Source organism: Bacillus sp. FSL R10-2780, from assembly GCF_038006125.1.
Lineage (GTDB): Bacteria > Bacillota > Bacilli > Bacillales > Bacillaceae_G > Bacillus_A > Bacillus_A cereus_U.
On the sequence record NZ_JBBOUQ010000001.1, the window covers coordinates 891,526 to 912,788 of the forward strand.

A 21,263-nucleotide genomic window follows, 5' to 3' on the forward strand; every position below is an offset into this window, starting at 1 on the left:
AGGGTGACGTGCTTTTTATGAATATGCATCAAAAACAAGAGCTGTCTTTATTTGCCGAAGAGTTATATCGATATATGTCTCCCGCTACACTTAATCAATTAGCTATAGAAGCAGGTGGAATGAAACGAAAACGTAAGTGCCATGGGCACCATTTTTTATCTTTGTGTGTATGGTTAAATCAACAAATCGCTACAACCTCTCTTACTCAACTTTGTAGTCAATTAGAAACTTCAACAGGAATTTTATTAAGTCCTGAGGGACTGAATCGACGATTTAACTCGGCTTCTGTAGCCTTCTTTCGAAATGTATTTACTACACTTCTACAAGCTAAAATTGGAGGATCATCTACAATTTCTCATTCTCTTTCTGCTTACTTTGAGCGGATTCGCATCCTTGATTCTACAACCTTTCAAGTTCCAGATCGATTCGCAGCTACTTATCCTGGTGCCGGAGGCTGTAGTCATACAGCTGGTGTGAAAATTCAATTAGAGTATGACTTGTTGAGTGGAGAGTTTTCTGATGTGAAAATTGAACCAGGAAAACGAAGTGATCAGGCATATGGGGCGACTCGAATGGACATGACACAAAAGAATGAACTATATATTCGTGACTTAGGGTATTTTCGTTTACAAGACTTTAAATCGATCCAAGATAAGGAAGGGTATTATTTATCGCGTCTTAAATTACCAACTAAAATATATAGAAAAGAATTCGAAACAGTGGTATTTAAAACAAAACCTGCTCAATTGAGACCGGTATATATACAAATTCATTTGGAAGACATCATGAACCAATTACAACCTGGCCAAGTGTATGAATTACATGATGTATATGTAGGGAGCAAAGACAAACTACCCACTCGCATTGTGGTTTATAGATGTACAGAGGAGCAAAAACAGAAACGTCTACATGATCGAGCTATTCGTGAAAAGAAAAAAGGGATTACATATACAGAGCGTACGAAACTTTTACAAGGAATTACGGTATATATGACAAACATTCCTACGGAATGGGTACCGAAAGAGAAAATCTATGATTTATATTCACTGCGTTGGCAAATTGAGCTGTTATTTAAAATATGGAAATCTTGGTTTCGAATTCATCGTTGTAAATCTATTAAACAAGAGCGATTAGAATGCCACCTTTATGGACAACTCATTAGTATCCTATTATGTTCTTCTACTATGTTTAAAATGAGAGAACTCCTGTTACGTAAGAAACAGAAAGAACTAAGTGAATATAAAGCGATGTACATAATTAAAGATTATTTCTTACTTTTTCATCAAGCACTACATAAAAACACCCAAGAATTATCAAAGATTCTCCTTCGTCTGTTTAACCTCCTACAGCGAAACGGACGAAAATCTCACAGATATGAGAAAAAAACAGTCTTTGATATTTTAGGTGTTGTGTATGAGTATACCACTTCTGCCCATCAGGTAGCATAGCGAAAAATTTGAAACCCGTCAGGGTTTATTTGATGTGCCTACTTTTATAACATCTATAAAAGATAATAAAAAACTACGTTAAGTTGATGGATGTGGGGTACCGCCACATTGCTATCAAGCTAAGAAAAACAAATACCCCCAGAACGAAATTTTGTGCTAACTTTTAACAGAAAAGCTCATTTTTTCGTTTTGGGGTGAATCTATTTTCTTAAGTTGATGGGCATGGGGTAGTACCCCTTATATCATAAAATTGTTGGGGGAGTAAAGAAGTTAGGGCGGAGATAGACTGGCAAGGGTATGAAAAGATGGCAAACAATGAAGCGGTATTTCCGCTAATGCCAGTTTCTTTTTGTAGCATCATTCATACATTAGGATTAGGTCGTATAGGGAGGGATAAGAGTTATGAGAGAGTGTGTTTTAGTTATTGGTGCTCACCCAGATGATGAGTTATTAGGATCTGGAGGGACTTTAAAAAGATTAGTGGAGAATGGCCATCGGGTTATTTCAATAATTATTGCTTCAGGAAGAAGGGAGGAAGCGGATCGGATACATCAACTAGGCAAGGATGCAAATAAAGAAATTGGTATTGAAGAAGTGATATTCCTCAATCATCCTAATTTAGAATTGGAATTAATTCCGTTGCATCAATTAACGAAAGAATTAGAACAATTAATACAGAATTATAAACCAAGTAAAATTTTCACCCACCATTATGGAGATGTCAACATTGATCATCTAATTACCTTTCAAGCGGTTTTGACCGCAACGCGACCTCTACCTAAACGAAATCCGATAGAATTAATTACGTTTGAAACGGTTTCCTCTAGTGAGTGGAATGTCTATACAAATGATAAAGTTTTCAAACCTAATTATTTTGTTAATATTACAGATCAAATGGATTCAAAGATTGCGGCGCTCAAACATTATGATGTAGAAATGAGAGATTTTCCTCATCCTCGTTCGTATGAAGGCGTTCAGCATTTAGGAAGGGTTAGGGGTATGACGATTGGCGTACCATACGCTGAAGCGTTCGAAGTGATAAGGAGGATCTGGCAATGAGAAATGAGAGTATGTTTCCGTATTCCTATTTAATCGAAGCGATGGATAAATATTTTGGAATGCATTCACCTTCATCACCCAAAAAGAAAGATGCAACGAGAGAACGATATGTAAATGCAAAGCCAAAGGTGACTTCAAAGAAAAGAAGACTTTCTATATTAATTGCTACGTTTTGGGATTATCCTCATACGGGGGGGTTATCTAATTATATTACAGCACTTAGAGAAGGTTTAAAAAAATTGGGCCATAAAGTCGATATTATATCTCCTAATCAATTTCTTACGAGCGAAGTAAGAAACATGCGTAAAAAGGTTGTTCCAGAATTGAAAAATTTCTTTTCTGCACGTTATGGAAGCTATAATACCACGATTTTGAGAAATTGCAGACGTATGTATATCTACGAAATGATGTTGCTTAAAAATATCAACTTAAAAAAATATGATGTTTTTCATGCGCAAGATTTGTTTACAGCCAATATATTGGGAAGAATCAATCGACTTTATAAGAAACCTTTGCTATTTACACCCCATGGGATGTTTACTTTTAACCGGGTGAAATTTGGTATATTTGAAAAAGATTCACTAGAAGAAGCCTATTATAAAACATTAGAAAGTAAAGCTATTGAATTTGCCAATCATCTTATTATTCTCAGTGATTCATTTCGTCAACCGTTAATGCAACTGGGGGCTAAGCAAGAGGAAATGACAACTGTGCTTACGGGTATTGATTATCCTGAGAAGTATGATGTAAAAAATACATTGGCACAGAAAAAAATCGTTATTACATGTGTGGCGAGATTAGGACCAAGAAAAGGTCATAAAGTATTATTTGATGCACTTTCACAGATGGAAAGGAAATATACTGAAAACATTAAGGTGCTTATTGTCGGAGATGGCGAGATGAGAGATGCGTTAGAAAAGCAAGTTGCTTCTTTGAATCTTTCCATGGTGGAGTTTTTAGGGGAAAGAGATGATGTACCAAACATTTTAAGTAAAACCGATATTTTTGTACTTCCAACTCTAAATGATAGTCTGCCTATTTCTATTATTGAGGCCATGCATAGTGGAGCTTGTGTCATTTCGACAACATCGGGAGGAATACCTGAATTAGTGCATCACGAGAAGACAGGTATTCTAGTAGATGTAGGAGATGTAAATAAACTAAAACACGCATTAAAGTTCGTTATTGAAAACCAGCAAGATCGGGAGAAGTTAGGTGAAAATGCCAGAAACTTCGCTAAAAAATATTTAACTAGAGAGACAATGATAGCTCATATCGAAAAAATCTACAAAGATATTTAAGTGAGGAAGGATTCTATGTATCATGAACACAGTGCAGTTGTACTGGACTTAAGTGCCAATGGAGTTGGAATTATTAGAAGTTTAGCGAGAAAAGGAATTAAAGTTTATGCGTTTGATGTAGAGGGGCCTTATAAGATAGGGAGATCACGCCTTGCTTCATGTGGAGTATGTCCAAGTCCTTTATCGGAAGAAAAGGAATTATTAACTTTTTTAATCCACTTGGCTAAAGAATTAAAATTGAAACCAGTTTTGTGTACAGGTGCGGATGATTATGTGGTATTTATTTCAAAATATCGAGCGGAGCTGTCTGACTACTATTTATTTTTGTTTCCTGAGCATTCATTAATTGAAACAATACTAGATAAACATAAAATGTATGAACTGGCTGTGAAGCATAATATTCCATGCCCGAAAACATATGTGATTGAACATAAAGGACAGTTAGAAGAAGCAATATTGAACCTCGGTTTTCCATGTATATTAAAGCCGACTTTGGGCCATAAGTTTCGAAAAAAAATAAATAAAAAGGCTATATTTATAAAAGATCCAGATCAACTAAGAAATGAGTATGAATTGTACCGTCAGCATGGAAAGCTCATCGCTCAGGAAATCATTCCTGGAGACAATCAGCATTTTTATAAAGTGGCTACTTTTTATGACGACAATATGGAGCTATTAGCATTATTTTCTTTGCAAAAGAACCATCAATTTCCAGCTGACTTTGGAACAGGAGCTCATATTGTTAGTAAACAGATTCCAGAACTAGTGGATGTATGTTTACCTCTTTTTAAAAAAATACAACTTAAAGGTATTGGCATGGCAGAGTTTAAAAAGGACCCGCGAGATGATGTTTATAAGTTTATTGAAATCAATCCCCGTTTTTGGTTAACTCATAGCCTAACAGAATCTGCAGGCATCGATTTTGCTTATATGTATTATTTATATCTAACCAAGCAAAACCCAGCGCCAAGACTTAAACAAAGAGACGGTATCAAATGGATTTATCTTGTGCGGTATTATTTAACGTTCCGTGACAAGAAAAAAAGAGCTGAAATGACATGGCAAGATTTTTATGAAGGCTTGCGAGGAAAAAAAGAGTTCGCTCTTTTTGCGTGGGACGATCCGATGCCATTTATTAGAAGCGCATGGTCTCATTTGAGGAATGCATGGAAACGAAAATGAAAATGAAAGGAATGAAATCATTGTATGAAGCAAAAGAATTATCCTATTATTTAAAGAAGTTTAGAATTTCAGATAAAATCTCTTATTCAATGGGTGAAAGGGTAGCAATAGATCCTGCTAAAATTGAATGTCTGAAATCAACAACAAGAACTAGTATCTACAAATTATTTCTTCGAAAAAAAATGAAAAACTATCCCATTATTTTAAAAGTATATAATTCAACAAGCTACAGAAATGAAGTAGAGATTCAAGTATATGAAAAAGCGTATCCGATATTGAAAGAGTTTCTTCCTCAAATATATTATATTGAAAAAAAAGGAACTGAAACCTGGATATTCATGGAGTTTGTCCAGCAAGTACGCGGCCAGATTACTTTCTCCCCAAAACATTTAGAACATATTATCCCCACTGTTGCCAAACTTCACGCACACACATTTGAAGACAATTTGAAAAAATATAAAAATATTTGGAATGAATGGCTCCCCATTTATGAATCAAGCAAAATGAGAAGTGGTCGATCTAAATACATTGGAAGAACGATTACTTTTCTCGATGATGCAGTGCAAGACGATAGGGTAAGTGAGACCATTAAACCCTATCATAAATCGCTAATAAAACTGTGTCAGAAGGGACCGGATTTTTTTCCGGAATTATTTGAAAACGGTTCATCTATAACACATGGAGACCTTCATATGCAAAATATATGTAGTAATAATGTGACACTAGATGCTCCATGGAATATTCAGTTTATCGATTGGGAGTCTATTAAATACGGACCCGTCTGGTTTGATATGGTTGTTTTAGTCGAAATATTATTAGGATTTAGAAAAGATTGGCAGAGCAATGCAGAAGAGATTCGCACGCATTGTGTGAATTTATATACAAAACAAATGCAGAAGAATGGGATTGAATTTAAAACAGCTCCAATTGATCTTTATAAAATGGCGTATTTGCAGAGAACATTAGAAAAGGGGCTGCATACTCAGTTACGAAGAATATTCAATAACCGTTCTGGTTGCGAATTATTAGCATATCATCTTGAAAAAGTTTCAATTTGGGGAGAAGAATTAGGTTTATAGAGGATAAATCTCCCTTGTATCATTAGAAGAGTTAGGATTTGACACTCCCACCCCTAAAGGGGCCAGCTGACTAACATCAGTGGGATTCTTGCTACCAAAGGCGAAGTCCATTTCTGGTATCGCTGACGTGCAAGATTGCGGTGTGCCATCACCACTCCCACAACAGACCATATAGGTTCGTGGGCTACGGTACTGTGACCATACCGTACAGATTGTTGGTTCTCAAATGTTTTAGAGTCTTTTGCATGACGACTTAATACATTTTACGGAGTAGAAGAATTTGCTACCCCAACCTCATATGTATTCTGTTTTCAGAGAACAGTCGTTTTAGAGTCTTTTGCATGACTATGAATAAAGTATACCTTGTTTTGCTACGCAAAAACGATACTTGCATCCCACGTCTAAAGACGGACTAAAGTCCTGCGTGGGCTTTCCCGTATCGTAAATTCTGTAATACTTTTGTTTGCAATAAAGGAAGAGTGAAATAAATATATCAAATATAGAACTGCAATTTGGATTTGGCAGGAGGCACATCTATAGATTTGGAAAAAGATGTTTAGAAAAGGACGAATTTGAAATGATAATGGGCTATAGAGCTCTAATCCCTTATAAAAAATTACCGTAGGGAATCTTTTCCGATGGTAATTTTTTTTCGATGGCTTATATTGCAAAGGAAAATTTTTTAGGTGCTTTTAATTTATTAATCAATACGTATCCCTAGATAAGAGAAATGATAATAAATTTGTATTTTAATAGAAATAGTAAATATAATGTGAATGATCCAATTATTTATATCAAACCTCATGTTCGTTCAATTAGTAATAACTAATCATGGACAACTAATTCAATCCTTATTTAATGACTTAGACTCCGATACAGCACATGAGCCAACATTAAAGACTGATATAGGAGTTACCATCATTGATGAGGCCCATGAATTTCAAGAAGCATTTATGAAAATAATCGAAAGAAAGGTTAACATGCCTCAATTAAAATCAATAACTAATACGATTAAAAGAAAAATGAAAAATGGAAAAACTCAGTGCAATAGCTATTAAATTGGATACATACATTAAAAAAGAACACCCAGATATAGATAACGGTAAACCTTTAAGAGGTCGAGATGAAGGCGATCCTTTAGGATGTGCCCATTATGATTGCGAATGGGATACTGGTGATCTTTTTGGAGAAGTCAAATATGTTTATAATAAAACTGATGAATCGGATAATAAATAATACACATAAAGAAAAGACACCCATATAAGAGCATAGTCATCAACTTTTTTTACAATCATTGAGTAAAATCCTGTATTTTGGGCATACTCAAATAGAACTTCCCTTGGTTCATATTTTATGAAGCCACTGGAAGTTGCTCCGTTGATATCTCTATTAAGCCTAGGATTTCAAACGGCGTTGTTTTTCGGTACCGCCGCGCTTTTTTCCCATTCTTACTAATATCTTGAAAGAGCCTGCTAAGCACTGAAACAGGATGTTGGAAAGTACAAAAAAGTGTGGTGTGTATTTTTTTAGATAGATTTGCACCATATAAGCGCATGTAAGCTCACTCATTTCTTTTCTATGTTTCTCCCATAAAAGTCTCCGCATTTGATAGGTCGTGCTTGCGACTAGACATAATCGCAAGAGTTGGCCATATAAGTGACATTGAAACCGTTCTAGTTTCATCCGTTTGTTTACATGAATGCTAAATATAGATTTCCATGTTTTGAATACAATTTCTACTTGCCATCGTAAAGAATAAAAAGCGTAAACCTCTGTGGCTGGCAATATTTCTGAAGGAGCGTTGGTAACTAATAAGTTTACGCAACTTGCAGCTTTAGGCATCTTTTTTTTCATTTTTTTATGATGTATCAACCGTTTATCCCATTCGTTTTGTGTTAAACGGTATAAGATGAGTCGAGTTCGATGCTTGTGCTTCAATCCGATATATACCTCTGGCAATTCTAGCGTCTCTCCTTCTTGTAATTTCTTCGTTAAGGTTTCTATATGTAATAAAATCCATTTCCCATCTTCACCCTTTTGGTACACTTGCGTGTTCCAACGAATTCTAGATATATAGTAAGCCTCGCGTAGTGAGATATTCTCTAAATCCACCAATATCATGATATCCAAGATCGCGAAGTACAAGATCTCCATTTTGTAAGGTCTTCGTGCGTTCTTGCCCATATTTTGCGTCGTTACTAGTAGCGTGATCTACCGTCATGCCTAGAAACTCTCCTGAAAGTAGCTCATATTCCAATTGAATCTTCACACCAGCCTCAGAACCTCCACCCCCAAAGCCTTTATAAATTTCGGCATAGGAAGAAGGTAGTTGAAAGGATGTCGAATCTAAAATACGGATTCGTGTAAAGAGACTGGATAATGATGTGGCGGAACAAACTTTTTGCCGGAAGGCATACAGAAATAACTTTTTAAGGAATACCACAGTTCGTGTATTCCAACGCTTATTAAGCGCTTCGGCTGAGATACAAGTTCCTGTGGCTTCATTTAATTTTGTGCAGAGACTAACTAAAGACTCAGAACTGATTGTTTGACCCAAAAATACACAGAGTGATACAAGGTCTTGTGCCTGAAATTTTCGTTTTCGTTGAATCATACCTGTTTGATACGCAAGTTCTTGTAAGTGATGGATAGAAAATTTATTTCGAAATTCTTTACCCAATATGCGTAATTCCTCAACTAATATGTTGTTGTTTGTAGACATAAATTAAAACACCCTTTCATGCAGTACTGCATGAAAGGGTGCCCTAATTTTATTATTTTATTCATTTTCTTAAGTTGATGGCTATGCACCCTAAGGTGTCTTGCTTCGACTTGAACCATCTAAATTTTAATAATATGTATGGACTCCCATCCAAATATTATTTTACCATGTTAAGTTATATTGTTCATTGAGAAATATAATAAAATTTAATTAGACATATTTTTGCTACTTACATTATAAAGGTCCACTTGCTTATTTATGCTGGTTGTCTGTGTTAGGTCGTTTTGTAGTCCATGCAGCGATTAACAAGAGAAAAATAGCAGTGACGACACCTAAAAGTCCTTGTTGGAGCCACATAGATAATGCGAAATTTGAGCCAATAGCTAGAAAAATAAGCATTACTGTGTATTTATTGAATTTCATTACGAACAACCTCTCAATGGAACTATATTTAAGGGGATTTTACCATAGATTTAAGGAGGATATTTCATAAATGGAGCAGGTTATACAAGAGTTTTTTTCTCCAAGTAAAAACTATAAGGTTCAAATCATTAAAAGAAAAGATGGTCTATATACAACAGAAGCCTATAGATGGATGGAGGATTGTGGTTATGAATTTTGGAGTTATATATCACAAGGATTGACTTTGATAGATAGTGAGGAACATGCGTGAAAGATTGCTATGGAACAACTAAAAGAATGTTCAAGAGAAAGGTTTTAAAAATACGTTATTCCATCTGTGAAATTATAGGAAAGTATGATGTTTTATTATTGGTGAAAGAATACAAATATTTTGTAAGTGAACCTAGTATTATTTATTTCAATAGTCATTGAGAAAATATTAAAAAATACTTTAGTAAACATAAAGCGACTGCAAAATCTACTTTTAGTGTATATTTTGCAGTCGTTTTATTTGAAAAAATAAATTACTTGTAGATGTATGAAGTGGTTATAAATAGTTCAATATGAGTATATTGAAACATTAAATATGCAGTAATCAAACAATAAGAAGAGAGTGGTAAAAACTCTCCTTTTTATAGAACTGCAAAATCCGTACATCGTAAAAAATTATACGAAAATTTAAATGAAATGCCATTTTACATAGAAGAATTTGTGGAGTACAAAGAATTGCATGATGCCTCTCCCTCCACCCTACTGAATTATGTATATGATTTTAGAGTCTTCTTTAATTGGCTATTATCTGAACAAATTATTGAATTTAAGCCCATTAAAGACATATCTTTCTCTGATTTGGAGAATTTAAGGAAAAAAGATATTGAGAACTTTATGAGGTTTCTAAAACTACAACAAAACATGCAAAATTCCTCTGTTAACAGAAAAATTTCAGCTTTAAAATCTTTATTTAAGTATCTTACTTCCCTTTCAGAAGATGAAGATGGAGAATGCTATTTTTATAGAAATGTAATGGCTAAAATTGAAATACATAAAGATAAAGAAACATTAAACGCCCGTGCGAAGCGTATGAGATCTAAAATATTCCATAATGATGACGATCAAGAATTTTTAAATTATGTTAAGTTTGAACATGAAAAAGCTTTAACAAAACATCAGTTGTTCTATTTCCTAAGAGATAAAGAGCGTGATGTAGCTATTCTCTCTCTCTTTCTTGGTAGTGGTATTCGTGTAAGTGAATTGGCCGATCTTCGTATGGAAGATATAAACTTAAAAGAAAGACTAATTGATGTAATACGAAAAGGAAACAAAGAAGATTCTGTATGGATTACCCCAATTGCATTGAATGATCTTGAGAAGTATATGGAAATTAGAGATAACAAATATGCTCCGGGGAAAGAATTAAAAAATGTATTCTTATCAAAGTATAAACATACTGCACAGCCTCTTTCAGTCAGGGCTATCCAAGAGGTTCTGGTGCAAAAACTTTGAAGTAGATGAAAATGGTCTATCAAACTTGGAAATACTGATAGTACTACTCTATAAAAGGTGTGTGATCAGTATGGAAAAGGAGAATTTATTTAAGTGGAAACATTATCAACCAGACATCATCTTGTTAACTGTACGTTGGTACCTACGGTACAACTTAAGCTTTCGTGATTTGGTGGAAATGATGGAGGAACGAGGGTTATTCCTGGCTCATACAACTATTATGCGATGGGTACATCAATATGGACCGGAGTTTGATAAACGAATTCGACGTCATCTCAAACAAACGAATAACTCATGGAGAGTGGACGAAACATATATAAAAGTAAAAAGACAATGGATGTATTTATATCGTGCTGTTGATTCTGAAGGAAATACGATTGACTTTTATTTGAGTAAATCTAGAAATCATAAGGCTGCAAAGCGATTCTTCAAGAAAGCCTTGCGGTCTTTTCATGTCTCAAAACCTCGTATCATCACGGTTGATAAGAACCCTGCTTATCCAATTGCTATCGAATAGTTGAAGAAAGAAAAAAGGATACCAATAGGCACCAAAATCCGAAGGATAAAATATTTAAATAACATAGTAGAACAAGATCATCGTTTTATTAAAAAACGTATACGCTCTATGTTGGGATTTAAATCATACAAAACATCAGCCTCTATATTGAGTGGTGTTGAAGCCATGCATATGGTCAAAAAAAACAAATTGATTTGCAGGACCAGTCTGTCAAAAATCAGAATATTTTTATCAACCAGCTGTTTGGATTAACTGCTTAACAGGTGATTCCGTTAGGAATCATTGATTCGTTTTTATTTATCATCTTTTTTGCACCAGAACCGAATTTTCTTACATTGTATCATTCACTTTTTTGCTTTACTAATAAAACGCCTATACGAAAAATTTTGTCTATTCGTGTTACAATGACTAATATGAACTGGATGGGAGGATAACATATGTACCAGGCTTATTATGAAAGTGAACTAGGTTTGCTGGAAATTACAGCGAATCAAGAAGGAATTACGTCTGTTATATTTGTTGATGAGCGACAAGAAGAAAATACAAATGAAATGATAGAACAATGTATAAATGAGTTAGATGAATATTTTAAAGGAAAAAGAAAAGAGTTTACAATCCCGCTGTCTGCTGAGGGAACATCATTTCAAAAAAATGTATGGGATGCGCTCTATACTATTCCGTACGGCGTAAGTGCTTCATATCTAGATATTGCAGAGAAGGTTGGAAATACGAAAGCTGTACGAGCGATAGGAGGAGCAAATAGTCGTAATCCCATTTCAATTATTGTTCCGTGTCACCGCATAATAGGAAAGAGTGGAAAGCTTGTAGGGTATGCGGGTGGTTTATGGAGGAAAGAGTGGTTGTTAAAACACGAAGGTATTTTGAAATGAAGTGTGGAAGGAAAGAGGGATTGTTTTGGAATGTATAAATTGTGGGCAACCTTGCGTGAGTAATCAGTTGAATTGTGCAAATTGTCAACGAAACTTGCACAATGAACAAGGTGAAGAAAGCTCGCTAATAGATAAAGAATTAGAAGTATATGTAGGGAGACAATATCGATATTACAAAAGAAAATGGGAGCTTGAGAATAAGCGAATTGCTAGGTGGAGCTGGAATGGTTGGGCTGCTATTTTCAATGTAGGTTGGCTTGGATATCGTAAGTATTATTTACCTGCTGCTTTATTTATACTGTTATTAGTAGCATGTGATGCATTTTCTTATTATATGGGGTTCAACGTAGCATTGCCAATCATTAATATGGTGCCTCTCACGTTTTTATTACTCGTTTTTATTCTATTTGGGATGGGGATTTTTGCAAATGGATTATATTATCAATTTGCAGAAAGGCGTATATATAGAATAAAAGCACGGGGAATTAAAGATGAATCGGTTGAAAATTATCTCATTCGTGATAGTGGCGGAACAAGTAAAATGGGAGCGACAATCGTTACTATTTTAGCAGTTGCTAGTATTTTTTTCAGTCATTTCTTTTTTCCGACTGATCGAGATATTATACAAAAAGTACGTACAAGTTCGCTTTATGAATATCCGTTCTTTTCGATTGGTGAATCGTTTGAAAGCTATTTTCAAAATTCAGGGTGGATATATTATCGTGGTTCGGAAGGTATGGAATTAGTAGAATTTCAAGGATACAGCCCAGGGATGCCAAGACAAAAAGTTACAATTCAATTTATTGTTGATTATAAATTGAGTGAAATTGAGCCATACTCCCTTACGATTAATGGTGAATCTAAAAATGAAGAAGAGTTTTTGAAGATGATGGAAGAAATATTCAAGGTTCAAAATCCGTTTGAAATAGAGGATGGATTGCAAGTAAAAATGATAGAAAAAGAAGCGGATGGAAAGAACTCTCTATCTGCTTCTTTTTTATTTGTGAAAAATAATATTTGAAATAATCTGAATCTTTTGTATAATAATATATATTATACTGGCTTTCATTTATACATATAGATTGGGGGAAGGAAGAATGAAGAGAAAGGTAACAGCGATTGCTGCAGTTGCATTATCGACGAGTGTATTGGTTGCAGGTTGCGGAAGTGGGGAGAAGGCATCTACAACGAAGAAAGAAGCAGGTAAGGGAATAGCAGATAAGCAAGTATTAAACTTACTAGAAACAGCAGAAATTCCTTCAATGGATACATCAAAATCAACAGACTCTGTATCATTCCGTGCCTTTGTAAATGCAATGGAAGGGTTATATCGTTTGGACAAGGATAATAAGCCAACTCCAGGTATGGCAAAAGATGTGAAGATTAGTGAAGATAAAAAGACATATACATTTGAATTACGTGATGCGAAGTGGTCAAACGGAGATCCAGTTCGAGCGCAAGATTTTGTATATGCATGGCAACGTACATTAGATAAAGCAACAGCTGCAGAATATGCATTCATTTTATTTGATGTGAAAAATGCACAGAAAGTAAATAAAGGAGAATTACCGTTAGATCAATTAGGAGTGAAAGCGAAGGATGATAAAACGTTAGTAGTAGAATTAGAACAACCAGCACCGTATTTCCTTGAACTTACTTCATTCCCAACATTTTTCCCTTTAAATGAAAAATATGTGAAAGAACAGGGGGATAAATACGCATTAGAAGCAGATAAATTATTGTACAATGGACCATTTACAATGAGTGAATGGAAACATGAGCAAAGTTATCAGTTAAAGAAAAACCCTAATTATTGGGATAAAGATACTGTAAAGTTAGAAGAAATTAATGTAAGTATTGTGAAGGAAACGAGCACGGGAGTAAATTTATATGATAGTGATCAAGCAGATCGAGTTATTTTAAGTTCTGAATTTGTTGATAAATATAAAAAGAATAAGCCAGATGAATTTAAAACGAAGTTAGATCCACGTATGTATTTCTTGCGCTTTAACCAAAAAAATGCAACATTTAAAAACCAAAAAGTACGTGAAGCGATTGATCTGGCATATGATAAAAAAGGAATTGCAAATGTTATTTTAAATGATGGCTCATTACCAGCATATTTCTTAGTCCCTGAAAAATTTACGACAGGACCAGATGGAAAAGATTTCCGTTCTGTAAATAAAAATTTCCGTGACAGTAAAGACAATGCAGCAAAAGCAAAAAAATTATGGGAAGAAGCGAAGAAAGAACTTGGCCAAGATACAATTACAGTAGAATTTCTAAATGATGATAACGGTAGCCGTAAAAAAGTGGGCGACTTTATTAAAGAAGAGTTAGAGAAAAATTTACCTGGTATTAAAGTGAATTTGAAACAACAACCATATAAGCAGAAACTAGATTTAGAAAAGAAATTTGAATATGAATTCTCATTATCTGCATGGAGTCCAGATTATCCAGATCCAATGACTTATATTGATATGTTCGTTACTGGAAGCACATTTAATGAAATGGATTATTCTAATCCGAAGTATGATGATTTAGTAGCGAAATCAAAAGGGGAACTATTAAAAGATGATGCAGCACGCTGGAAAGCACTTGCGGAAGCTGAAAAAATCCTAATTGGTCAAGACGCTGCAATCTCACCTGTGTATCAGCAAAGTACAGCGTATTTAGAGAAGCCGTATGTAAAAGGTATTGCTAACCATACGTTTGGTGGAGACTTCAGTTATAAATGGGCATATATTACAAAAAAATAGTATAATAAAAGATGAGTGAATTTTCGCTCATCTTTTATTTGTATAAGGGGGAGCCATAGTTGTTAAAGGGAATCAATCATCTTTGCTTTTCAGTTTCCGATTTAAAAAAATCTATTATGTTTTACGAAAAAGTACTAGAAGGAAAATTATTGGCTAAAGGGAGAAAACTTGCATATTTTAATATATGCGGGATATGGATAGCACTTAATGAAGAGGCGCATATTCCGAGAAATGAAATTCACCGATCTTATACACATATTGCATTTTCTGTTGAACAAGAAGACTTTGAAAGCTTACTACAGCGGTTAGAAGAACATGATGTTCATATTTTACAAGGAAGAGAACGTGATGTAAGAGATTGTGAGTCTATATATTTTGTTGATCCTGATGGTCACAAGTTTGAGTTTCATTCAGGGACGCTACAAGACCGTCTAAATTATTATAAGGATGAGAAACCTCATATGACATTTTACTAAGGAGGACGAGTATTTGCATGCACTTGTAATTGGTGGAACAGGGATGTTAAAGAAAGTTTCCATGTGGTTTTGTAATCAAGGGTTCCATGTTTCTATTATTGGACGAGATGAAGTGAAATTAGAAAGTGTTAAGCGAATGAGTTCTGCACCAGAAAATATTACATGCCTTTCGTTAGATTATCATAATGATGACGATGTAAAGTTAGCTATTAAAAGTACGATTGAGAAAAATGGTCCAATAACATTAGTTGTCGCATGGGTACACTCAAGTGCAAAGCATGCGCTATCAAACATCTGTAAAGAACTAGATTTGTCGTCTGAAACATATAGTTTATTTCATATTTTGGGCAGTAAAGCATCGCGTATGACCGCATCGAAAATAGGTGGTACACAATGTAATTATCACAGAATTATATTAGGTTTTATGTTAGAAGGTACATACGGAAGATGGCTTACCAATGAAGAGATAGCGGATGGGGTTATAAAAGGGATTGAAAGTAAACGAGCGGAATGGATTGTAGGGAGAGTAGAACCGTGGGAATTACGACCAAAATGGTGAGGGGGAATAAGAAATGAAAACAACTGTCTATGTAACAAGGCATGGTGAAACGGAATGGAATGTAGCGAAACGAATGCAAGGACGGAAAAATTCAGCTTTAACTGAAAATGGTATGTTACAAGCGAAACAATTAGGGGATCGAATGAAAGATTTATCGATTCATGCGATCTATAGTAGTCCGAGTGAAAGGACCCTTCATACTGCGGAGTTAATAAAAGGTGAACGTAATATACCTATTATAGAGGATGAGCACTTCTATGAAATTAATATGGGTATATGGGAAGGACAAACAATCGCGGATATAGAAAAGCAATATCCAGAAGAAGTACATTTATTTTGGAATGAGCCACATCTTTTTCAGTCAACATCAGGAGAAAATTTTGGGTCTGTTTATAAAAGAGTTATTAAAGGGATACAGCTTCTATTAGAAAAGCATAAAGGAGAAAATATATTAATTGTTTCTCATGCGGCAGCGGCGAAATTACTTGTAGGACATTTTGCGGGTATTGAAATTGCAAATGTATGGGATGATCCATTCATGCACAGCGCGAGTCTTAGTGTGATTGAATTTGATGGAAATCTTGGTAAAGTAAAACAATTTGCAGATATAAGCTATTTTCAGTAAACGTAAAAAAGGCCGCAATGCGGTCTTTTTTGGTGGGTATAAAAACTAGCAATTACGCTTTTTATACCAGAAGTGATCGAATTTTTTATTTTTGCAAGAAGAGGACTTGTGTCCGCTATCTTTGTAATCATTCCATTTACGCTCTGTTGTACATTTACGCCCTGTTGTACATTTACGCCCTGTTGTACATTTACGCCCTGTTGTACATTTACGCCCTTTTGTACATTTACGCCCTGTTGTACATTTACGCCCTTTTGTACATTTACGCCCTTTTGTACATTTACGCCCTGTTGTCCATTTACGCCCTGTTGTACATTTACGCCCTTTTGTACATTTACGCCCTGTTGTACATTTACGCCCTGTTGTACATTTACGCCCTGTTGTACGTTTACGCCCTATTGTACATTTACGCCCTGTTGTACATTTACGCCCTGTTGTACATTTACGCCCTATTGTACATTTATGATGAGAGAATTTATCATCATCGCACTCAAAATTACTTGGATCTTGATATAAGAAATCCTCCATCCCTGCACTTTTGATTTCTTCAACAGCTTTTCTAATATCACGTTTCATAGAAATCCTCCTTATGGTGTATTAAATTGAAAAGGTATTCTTTTTCCTTAACATGATATGAGATACGGTTTCTTTCTGAACAGGACAAGAGTGTAATTTTATATAAATGGATGATAGCGGATGTATGGACAAGGCGTGGTGCATACATTGAATGAAGAGAACTGAGAAGGGATGAGAAAACATGCTGCCTTCATATGATTTTTTTGTTCATCCAATGTACTTAGTGGAATTGAAAAAAGACATTTGGTCAGATAGTCCAGTGCCAGCAAAATTAACTTATGGAAAAAAGAAGTATGACATTGATATTGTCTACCGTGGTGCTCATATTCGTGAATTTGAGAAAAAATCTTATCATGTTATGTTTTATAAACCGAAAAAATTTCAAGGTGCGAAAGAATTTCATTTAAATTCTGAGTTTATGGATCCGTCTCTCATACGAAATAAATTATCTCTAGATTTCTTTCATGATATTGGTGTACTTTCACCAAAGTCACAACATGTATTTATAAAAATTAATGGTCAAACTCAAGGGGTATATTTACAGTTAGAATCAGTTGATGAAAACTTTTTAAAAAGTAGAGGATTACCGAGTGGTTCTATTTATTATGCGATCGATGATGATGCGAACTTTTCTTTAATGAGTGAGCGAGATAAAGATGTTAAGACAGAGCTCTTTGCAGGGTATGAATTTAAATATTTGAATGAAAATAGTGAAGAACAACTGAGCGAATTTGTATTTCAAGCGAATACTTTGTCGAAGGAAGATTATGAAAAAGAAATTGGGAAGTTTCTAAATGTAGATAAATATTTACGGTGGTTAGCTGGAGTTATTTTTACACAAAATTTTGACGGTTTTGTTCATAATTATGCACTATATCATAACGATGAAACAAATTTATTTGAAGTCATACCGTGGGATTATGATGCGACTTGGGGGCGCGATGTACAAGGGAGACCACTTAATCATGAGTATATTCGTATTCAAGGATACAACACGTTAAGTGCAAGATTGTTAGATATACCTGTAATTCGAAAACAATATCGAAGTATTTTAGAAGAAATATTAGAAGAGAAATTTACAATTTCTTTTATGAGGCCGAAAGTAGAAGAAATGTGTGAATCGATTCGTCCATATTTAATACAAGATCCATATATGAAAGAAAAAATCGAAACATTTGACCAAGAGGCTGATATGATTTGTGAATATATAAATAAAAAAAGGAAGTATATACAAGACCACTTACATGAATTGGATTAATTTTGAAGAGATTGAAACATTATCAATCTCTTTTTTGTATAATAAAGAAGTATCGATAAAAAGTGAAATAGTATGAATATAATAGAGAATGGGGTTGTGTAGAGATGACGATTAAATGGATTGATTGGGTAAAGCAAATACAATCTATAGCCCAGGCAGGGTTAACGTATTCCAAGGATGTGTATGATATAGAGCGTTTCCAACAATTAAGAGATATTTCAACTTCTATGATGTCCCATTACACAAAAACAGATTGGGAAGTAGTGGAAAAATTATTTGCAAGTGAGACAGGCTATCAAACACCAAAAGTGGATATACGAGCAGTAATTTTTCAAAATGAAAAACTATTATTTGTGAAAGAAAAAAGTGATGGGAAATGGGCATTGCCAGGTGGATGGGCCGATATTGGTCATACTCCAACAGAAGTCGCAGCGAAAGAGGTTTTAGAAGAGACAGGATATGAAGTAGCTCATTTTAAATTATTAGCTATATTCGATAAAGAAAAACATCAACCATCACCTTCAGCAACACATGTATATAAGATTTTCATTGGATGTGAGATTGTAGGTGGAGAAAAGAAAACTAGTATTGAAACAGAAGAAATAGAGTTTTTTGGTGAGGATGAATTGCCAGATTTATCAATTGCTAGAAATACTGAAGAGCAAATTAAAGAAATGTTTGCCTACATGAAAGATCCACAGAAAGAAAAACTAATAGATTAGTGTTGCTATACATATTGTTTTAATGAAGATATTGGCAGATTGCAACCTTTATGTGATAATGGGATGATATGTGAAGAAAAAAGGAGATAGAAAAGAAGATGTTAGCAAACATAATAGATCAGTTATTGCAATTCTTTGCAAGTCTAGGATACTTTGGAGTAGCACTAGGTTTAATGATTGAAATTATCCCGAGTGAAATTGTTCTTTCATATGCAGGATTTTTAGTTGCAGAAGGAAAAATTAGTTTTGTCGGAGCTGTTATCGCTGGAACAATCGGTGGTACTTTAGCACAAATCTTTTTATATTGGCTTGGATACTACGGCGGGCGTCCTGTTGTTGAGAAATACGGAAAATATCTGCTTATTAATAAACATCATTTAGACATAGCAGAAAATTGGTTTAAGCGTTATGGAGCTGGAGTGATATTTTCTGCACGTTTTATCCCAGTTGTACGTCATGCAATTTCTATTCCAGCAGGATTAGCAAAGATGCCTTTAAAACTCTTTACAATGTATACAGTAGTAGCGATTATTCCATGGTCAATTCTTTTTATATATTTAGGAGAAAAGCTTGGTGGAAATTGGCGACATATTAAAGAATATGCATCTGATTACACACATTACATAATTATAGGAGCGGTTTTCTTTATTGCTTTATACTTCGGTTTAAAGCTTTTGAAAAAGAGAAAAACAACTCATTAAAGTCAATGATTTTTCATTGGCTTTTTTTAATTGTTTCGGTTCTAAAAAAAAGGAGTTGTCCATAATGTGTAATAATAAAGCGTAGCGGGGGAATGTGATGAAAGGATCACCGTTTTTACGTGGAACGATATTTTTAACGATGGCAACGATGATATCTAAAATGTTAGGGTTCATATATGTTATACCATTTACAGCAATGGTGGGTACGAGTGGGTACGTATTATATACGTATGCATACCGTCCTTATACAATTATGCTTAGTATTGCAACGATGGGATTGCCACTTGCCGTTTCGAAAATGGTATCAAAATATGATCAACTCAATGATTATCATACTGTTAAGAGAGTATTAAAGAGTGGTATTGTTTTTATGCTTTTAATGGGGGTTATCTCGTGTTTTACGTTATATATGTTAGCGCCGCATTTAGCTGAACTTGTAATCGATGGAAACGATCAGTCGGGGAATAGTGTAACGGCGGTCACTTACAATATTCAAATTGTAAGTTTTGCGTTATTACTCGTTCCTGTAATGAGCTTGTTACGTGGTTTCTTTCAAGGTTTTCAATCTATGGGACCTTCTGCGCTCAGTGTAGTTGTAGAGCAATTTTTTCGGGTCTTAACTATTTTGATAGGAAGCTTTGTCGTTTTATATGTCATAAAAGCTTCTGTTTCGTTGGCAGTTGGTATTTCAACGTTTGGAGCATTTATGGGAGCACTAGGTGGATTAAGTGTTTTAAGTGCGTATTATATAAGAAGGAGAAAACATTTAAAGAAAAAAGAGATGGCAAGTATACCACAAACAACGAAATCTTTTTTCTCGTTATATAAGGAGCTCTTTACATATTCAATACCGTTTGTTGTGGTTGGTTTAGCGATTCCGTTATATCAGACAATTGATACATTTACAATTAATAAGCTACTTATACAAGTAGGATATATGCAAGGAGAAGCTGAAAAGATTAATGCGATAATTGGTCTTGTTCAGATGGTTGTACTTATCCCGGTTTCTGTTGCAACGGCTTTTAGTATGTCCCTTGTACCTGAAATGACGAAAGCTTATACAGCGGGAAATGAGAAGCTACTGTATAAACACCTTACAAGGACAAATTTATTAGTGGTAGGAATTACCGTACCGGCGGCGATTGGAATGATGGTTTTAGCAAAACCAGTGTATACTCTTTTATTTGGTGCTGGAAATGATCCAGAGATGGGCAGTATTATTTTGCAGTATTATGCTCCTGCTTGTATACTATTCTCACTATTTACAGTAACCGCTGCCATGTTACAAGGAATTAATCAACAACAGAAAACAGTGCTAGGATTAGTAATCGGAATAACTGTGAAGATAGTTTTAAATATTGTATTGCTACCTTATTTTGATTATGTAAGTTTTATTATTTCAACATACGCTGGCTATACGATTTCAGTCGGCTTTAACTTGTGGATGCTTTCTAAATATGTTATAAAGGCAACATAAGCTTTTT

At 34.6% G+C, this 21,263-nt stretch carries 18 protein-coding genes and 3 pseudogenes; 19 read left to right on the top strand and 2 right to left on the bottom strand.

Annotated elements, in window-relative coordinates:
- Positions 1–17 precede the first annotated feature (17 nt).
- The 6 genes from NSQ47_RS04700 to NSQ47_RS04725 all read left to right on the top strand — a co-directional run bounded on the left by NSQ47_RS04700 (position 18) and on the right by NSQ47_RS04725 (position 7,305).
- Positions 18–1,448, top strand: coding sequence for an IS4-like element ISBce2 family transposase (locus tag NSQ47_RS04700; protein ID WP_080019313.1), 1,431 nt, complete (start codon positions 18–20; stop codon positions 1,446–1,448).
- A 402-nt stretch (positions 1,449–1,850) separates the two neighbouring features.
- A complete protein-coding gene (locus NSQ47_RS04705) occupies positions 1,851–2,507 on the top strand; it encodes a PIG-L deacetylase family protein (RefSeq protein WP_002158179.1) in 657 nt (218 codons plus the stop codon).
- Positions 2,504–3,808 carry a glycosyltransferase family 4 protein gene (locus NSQ47_RS04710; protein WP_002158178.1) on the top strand — a complete coding sequence of 435 codons (1,305 nt, stop codon included), beginning with the start codon at positions 2,504–2,506 and terminating at the stop codon, positions 3,806–3,808. Before NSQ47_RS04705 ends, NSQ47_RS04710 begins: the two co-directional genes overlap by 4 nt.
- 15 nt (positions 3,809–3,823) lie before the next feature.
- Positions 3,824–4,990, top strand: coding sequence for a carboxylate--amine ligase (locus NSQ47_RS04715; RefSeq protein ID WP_128283606.1), 1,167 nt, complete (start codon positions 3,824–3,826; stop codon positions 4,988–4,990).
- Entirely contained in the window at positions 4,975–6,069 is a 1,095-nt protein-coding gene (locus tag NSQ47_RS04720; RefSeq protein WP_078175229.1) for a phosphotransferase, read from the top strand. Before NSQ47_RS04715 ends, NSQ47_RS04720 begins: the two co-directional genes overlap by 16 nt.
- 1,029 nt (positions 6,070–7,098) lie before the next feature.
- Entirely contained in the window at positions 7,099–7,305 is a 207-nt protein-coding gene (locus tag NSQ47_RS04725; protein ID WP_002158174.1) for a hypothetical protein, read from the top strand.
- A 159-nt stretch (positions 7,306–7,464) separates the two neighbouring features.
- Here the strand turns inward: NSQ47_RS04725 and NSQ47_RS04730 are convergent.
- A pseudogene (locus tag NSQ47_RS04730) lies at positions 7,465–8,791 on the bottom strand (IS4 family transposase).
- 493 nt (positions 8,792–9,284) lie between these two features.
- On the opposite strand from NSQ47_RS04730, the gene NSQ47_RS04735 reads away from it, so the two are divergent.
- The 9 genes and pseudogenes from NSQ47_RS04735 to NSQ47_RS04775 all read left to right on the top strand — a co-directional run bounded on the left by NSQ47_RS04735 (position 9,285) and on the right by NSQ47_RS04775 (position 16,522).
- Positions 9,285–9,464, top strand: a complete 180-nt coding sequence (locus NSQ47_RS04735) for a hypothetical protein (protein WP_215581418.1) — start codon at positions 9,285–9,287, stop codon at positions 9,462–9,464.
- 374 nt (positions 9,465–9,838) lie between these two features.
- Positions 9,839–10,681, top strand: a pseudogene (gene xerS / locus NSQ47_RS04740) (tyrosine recombinase XerS); the annotation flags it as partial.
- A gap of 85 nt (positions 10,682–10,766) precedes the next feature.
- Positions 10,767–11,473 (top strand): annotated as a pseudogene (locus tag NSQ47_RS04745) (IS6 family transposase).
- A gap of 177 nt (positions 11,474–11,650) precedes the next feature.
- Positions 11,651–12,103 carry a methylated-DNA--[protein]-cysteine S-methyltransferase gene (locus tag NSQ47_RS04750; RefSeq protein WP_097905880.1) on the top strand — a complete coding sequence of 151 codons (453 nt, stop codon included), beginning with the start codon at positions 11,651–11,653 and terminating at the stop codon, positions 12,101–12,103.
- Positions 12,104–12,128: 25 nt separating this feature from the next.
- Complete coding sequence (locus NSQ47_RS04755; RefSeq protein ID WP_215581422.1) at positions 12,129–13,124, top strand: DUF2628 domain-containing protein; 996 nt, start codon at positions 12,129–12,131, stop codon at positions 13,122–13,124.
- A gap of 76 nt (positions 13,125–13,200) precedes the next feature.
- Complete coding sequence (locus NSQ47_RS04760; protein ID WP_215581424.1) at positions 13,201–14,862, top strand: peptide ABC transporter substrate-binding protein; 1,662 nt, start codon at positions 13,201–13,203, stop codon at positions 14,860–14,862.
- A 59-nt stretch (positions 14,863–14,921) separates the two neighbouring features.
- Entirely contained in the window at positions 14,922–15,338 is a 417-nt protein-coding gene (gene fosB, locus NSQ47_RS04765) for a FosBx1 family fosfomycin resistance bacillithiol transferase (RefSeq protein WP_199661746.1), read from the top strand.
- Between the two features lie 13 nt (positions 15,339–15,351).
- Positions 15,352–15,897, top strand: a complete 546-nt coding sequence (locus NSQ47_RS04770) for a short-chain dehydrogenase (RefSeq protein ID WP_328008050.1) — start codon at positions 15,352–15,354, stop codon at positions 15,895–15,897.
- A gap of 13 nt (positions 15,898–15,910) precedes the next feature.
- A complete protein-coding gene (locus NSQ47_RS04775) occupies positions 15,911–16,522 on the top strand; it encodes a phosphoserine phosphatase 1 (protein WP_340823336.1) in 612 nt (203 codons plus the stop codon).
- 45 nt (positions 16,523–16,567) lie between these two features.
- On the opposite strand, the gene NSQ47_RS04780 is transcribed toward NSQ47_RS04775, so the two are convergent.
- Positions 16,568–17,098 (bottom strand): CotG/ExsB N-terminal domain-containing protein, encoded by a 531-nt coding sequence (locus NSQ47_RS04780; RefSeq protein ID WP_341036272.1) that lies wholly within the window; start codon positions 17,096–17,098, stop codon positions 16,568–16,570.
- Between the two features lie 181 nt (positions 17,099–17,279).
- On the opposite strand from NSQ47_RS04780, the gene cotH reads away from it, so the two are divergent.
- From cotH to NSQ47_RS04800, 4 genes are all read left to right on the top strand, one after another.
- The gene (cotH, locus tag NSQ47_RS04785; RefSeq protein WP_340823340.1) at positions 17,280–18,356 is read left to right on the top strand and encodes a spore coat protein CotH; all 1,077 of its coding nucleotides are present in this window, start codon (positions 17,280–17,282) and stop codon (positions 18,354–18,356) included.
- A gap of 104 nt (positions 18,357–18,460) precedes the next feature.
- Positions 18,461–19,078: an NUDIX hydrolase N-terminal domain-containing protein gene (locus NSQ47_RS04790; RefSeq protein WP_002158159.1), complete on the top strand. Its 618-nt coding sequence runs from the start codon at positions 18,461–18,463 to the stop codon at positions 19,076–19,078.
- A gap of 98 nt (positions 19,079–19,176) precedes the next feature.
- Positions 19,177–19,779, top strand: coding sequence for a DedA family protein (locus tag NSQ47_RS04795; protein ID WP_215581434.1), 603 nt, complete (start codon positions 19,177–19,179; stop codon positions 19,777–19,779).
- 97 nt (positions 19,780–19,876) lie between these two features.
- Positions 19,877–21,256, top strand: coding sequence for a putative polysaccharide biosynthesis protein (locus NSQ47_RS04800; RefSeq protein ID WP_002158157.1), 1,380 nt, complete (start codon positions 19,877–19,879; stop codon positions 21,254–21,256).
- The last annotated feature ends 7 nt before the right edge of the window (positions 21,257–21,263 follow it).

Bases quoted from the DNA above. Each gene is read 5' to 3' on its own strand.
- NSQ47_RS04700 (WP_080019313.1), top strand. From the start codon at position 18: ATGAATATGCATCAAAAACAAGAGCTGTCTTTATTTGCCGAAGAGTTA.
- NSQ47_RS04705 (WP_002158179.1), top strand. From the start codon at position 1,851: ATGAGAGAGTGTGTTTTAGTTATTGGTGCTCACCCAGATGATGAGTTA.
- NSQ47_RS04710 (WP_002158178.1), top strand. From the start codon at position 2,504: ATGAGAAATGAGAGTATGTTTCCGTATTCCTATTTAATCGAAGCGATG.
- NSQ47_RS04715 (WP_128283606.1), top strand. From the start codon at position 3,824: ATGTATCATGAACACAGTGCAGTTGTACTGGACTTAAGTGCCAATGGA.
- NSQ47_RS04720 (WP_078175229.1), top strand. From the start codon at position 4,975: ATGGAAACGAAAATGAAAATGAAAGGAATGAAATCATTGTATGAAGCA.
- NSQ47_RS04725 (WP_002158174.1), top strand. From the start codon at position 7,099: ATGGAAAAACTCAGTGCAATAGCTATTAAATTGGATACATACATTAAA.
- NSQ47_RS04735 (WP_215581418.1), top strand. From the start codon at position 9,285: ATGGAGCAGGTTATACAAGAGTTTTTTTCTCCAAGTAAAAACTATAAG.
- NSQ47_RS04750 (WP_097905880.1), top strand. From the start codon at position 11,651: ATGTACCAGGCTTATTATGAAAGTGAACTAGGTTTGCTGGAAATTACA.
- NSQ47_RS04760 (WP_215581424.1), top strand. From the start codon at position 13,201: ATGAAGAGAAAGGTAACAGCGATTGCTGCAGTTGCATTATCGACGAGT.
- NSQ47_RS04775 (WP_340823336.1), top strand. From the start codon at position 15,911: ATGAAAACAACTGTCTATGTAACAAGGCATGGTGAAACGGAATGGAAT.
- NSQ47_RS04780 (WP_341036272.1), bottom strand. From the start codon at position 17,098: ATGAAACGTGATATTAGAAAAGCTGTTGAAGAAATCAAAAGTGCAGGG.
- cotH (WP_340823340.1), top strand. From the start codon at position 17,280: ATGCTGCCTTCATATGATTTTTTTGTTCATCCAATGTACTTAGTGGAA.
- NSQ47_RS04790 (WP_002158159.1), top strand. From the start codon at position 18,461: ATGACGATTAAATGGATTGATTGGGTAAAGCAAATACAATCTATAGCC.
- NSQ47_RS04795 (WP_215581434.1), top strand. From the start codon at position 19,177: ATGTTAGCAAACATAATAGATCAGTTATTGCAATTCTTTGCAAGTCTA.
- NSQ47_RS04800 (WP_002158157.1), top strand. From the start codon at position 19,877: ATGAAAGGATCACCGTTTTTACGTGGAACGATATTTTTAACGATGGCA.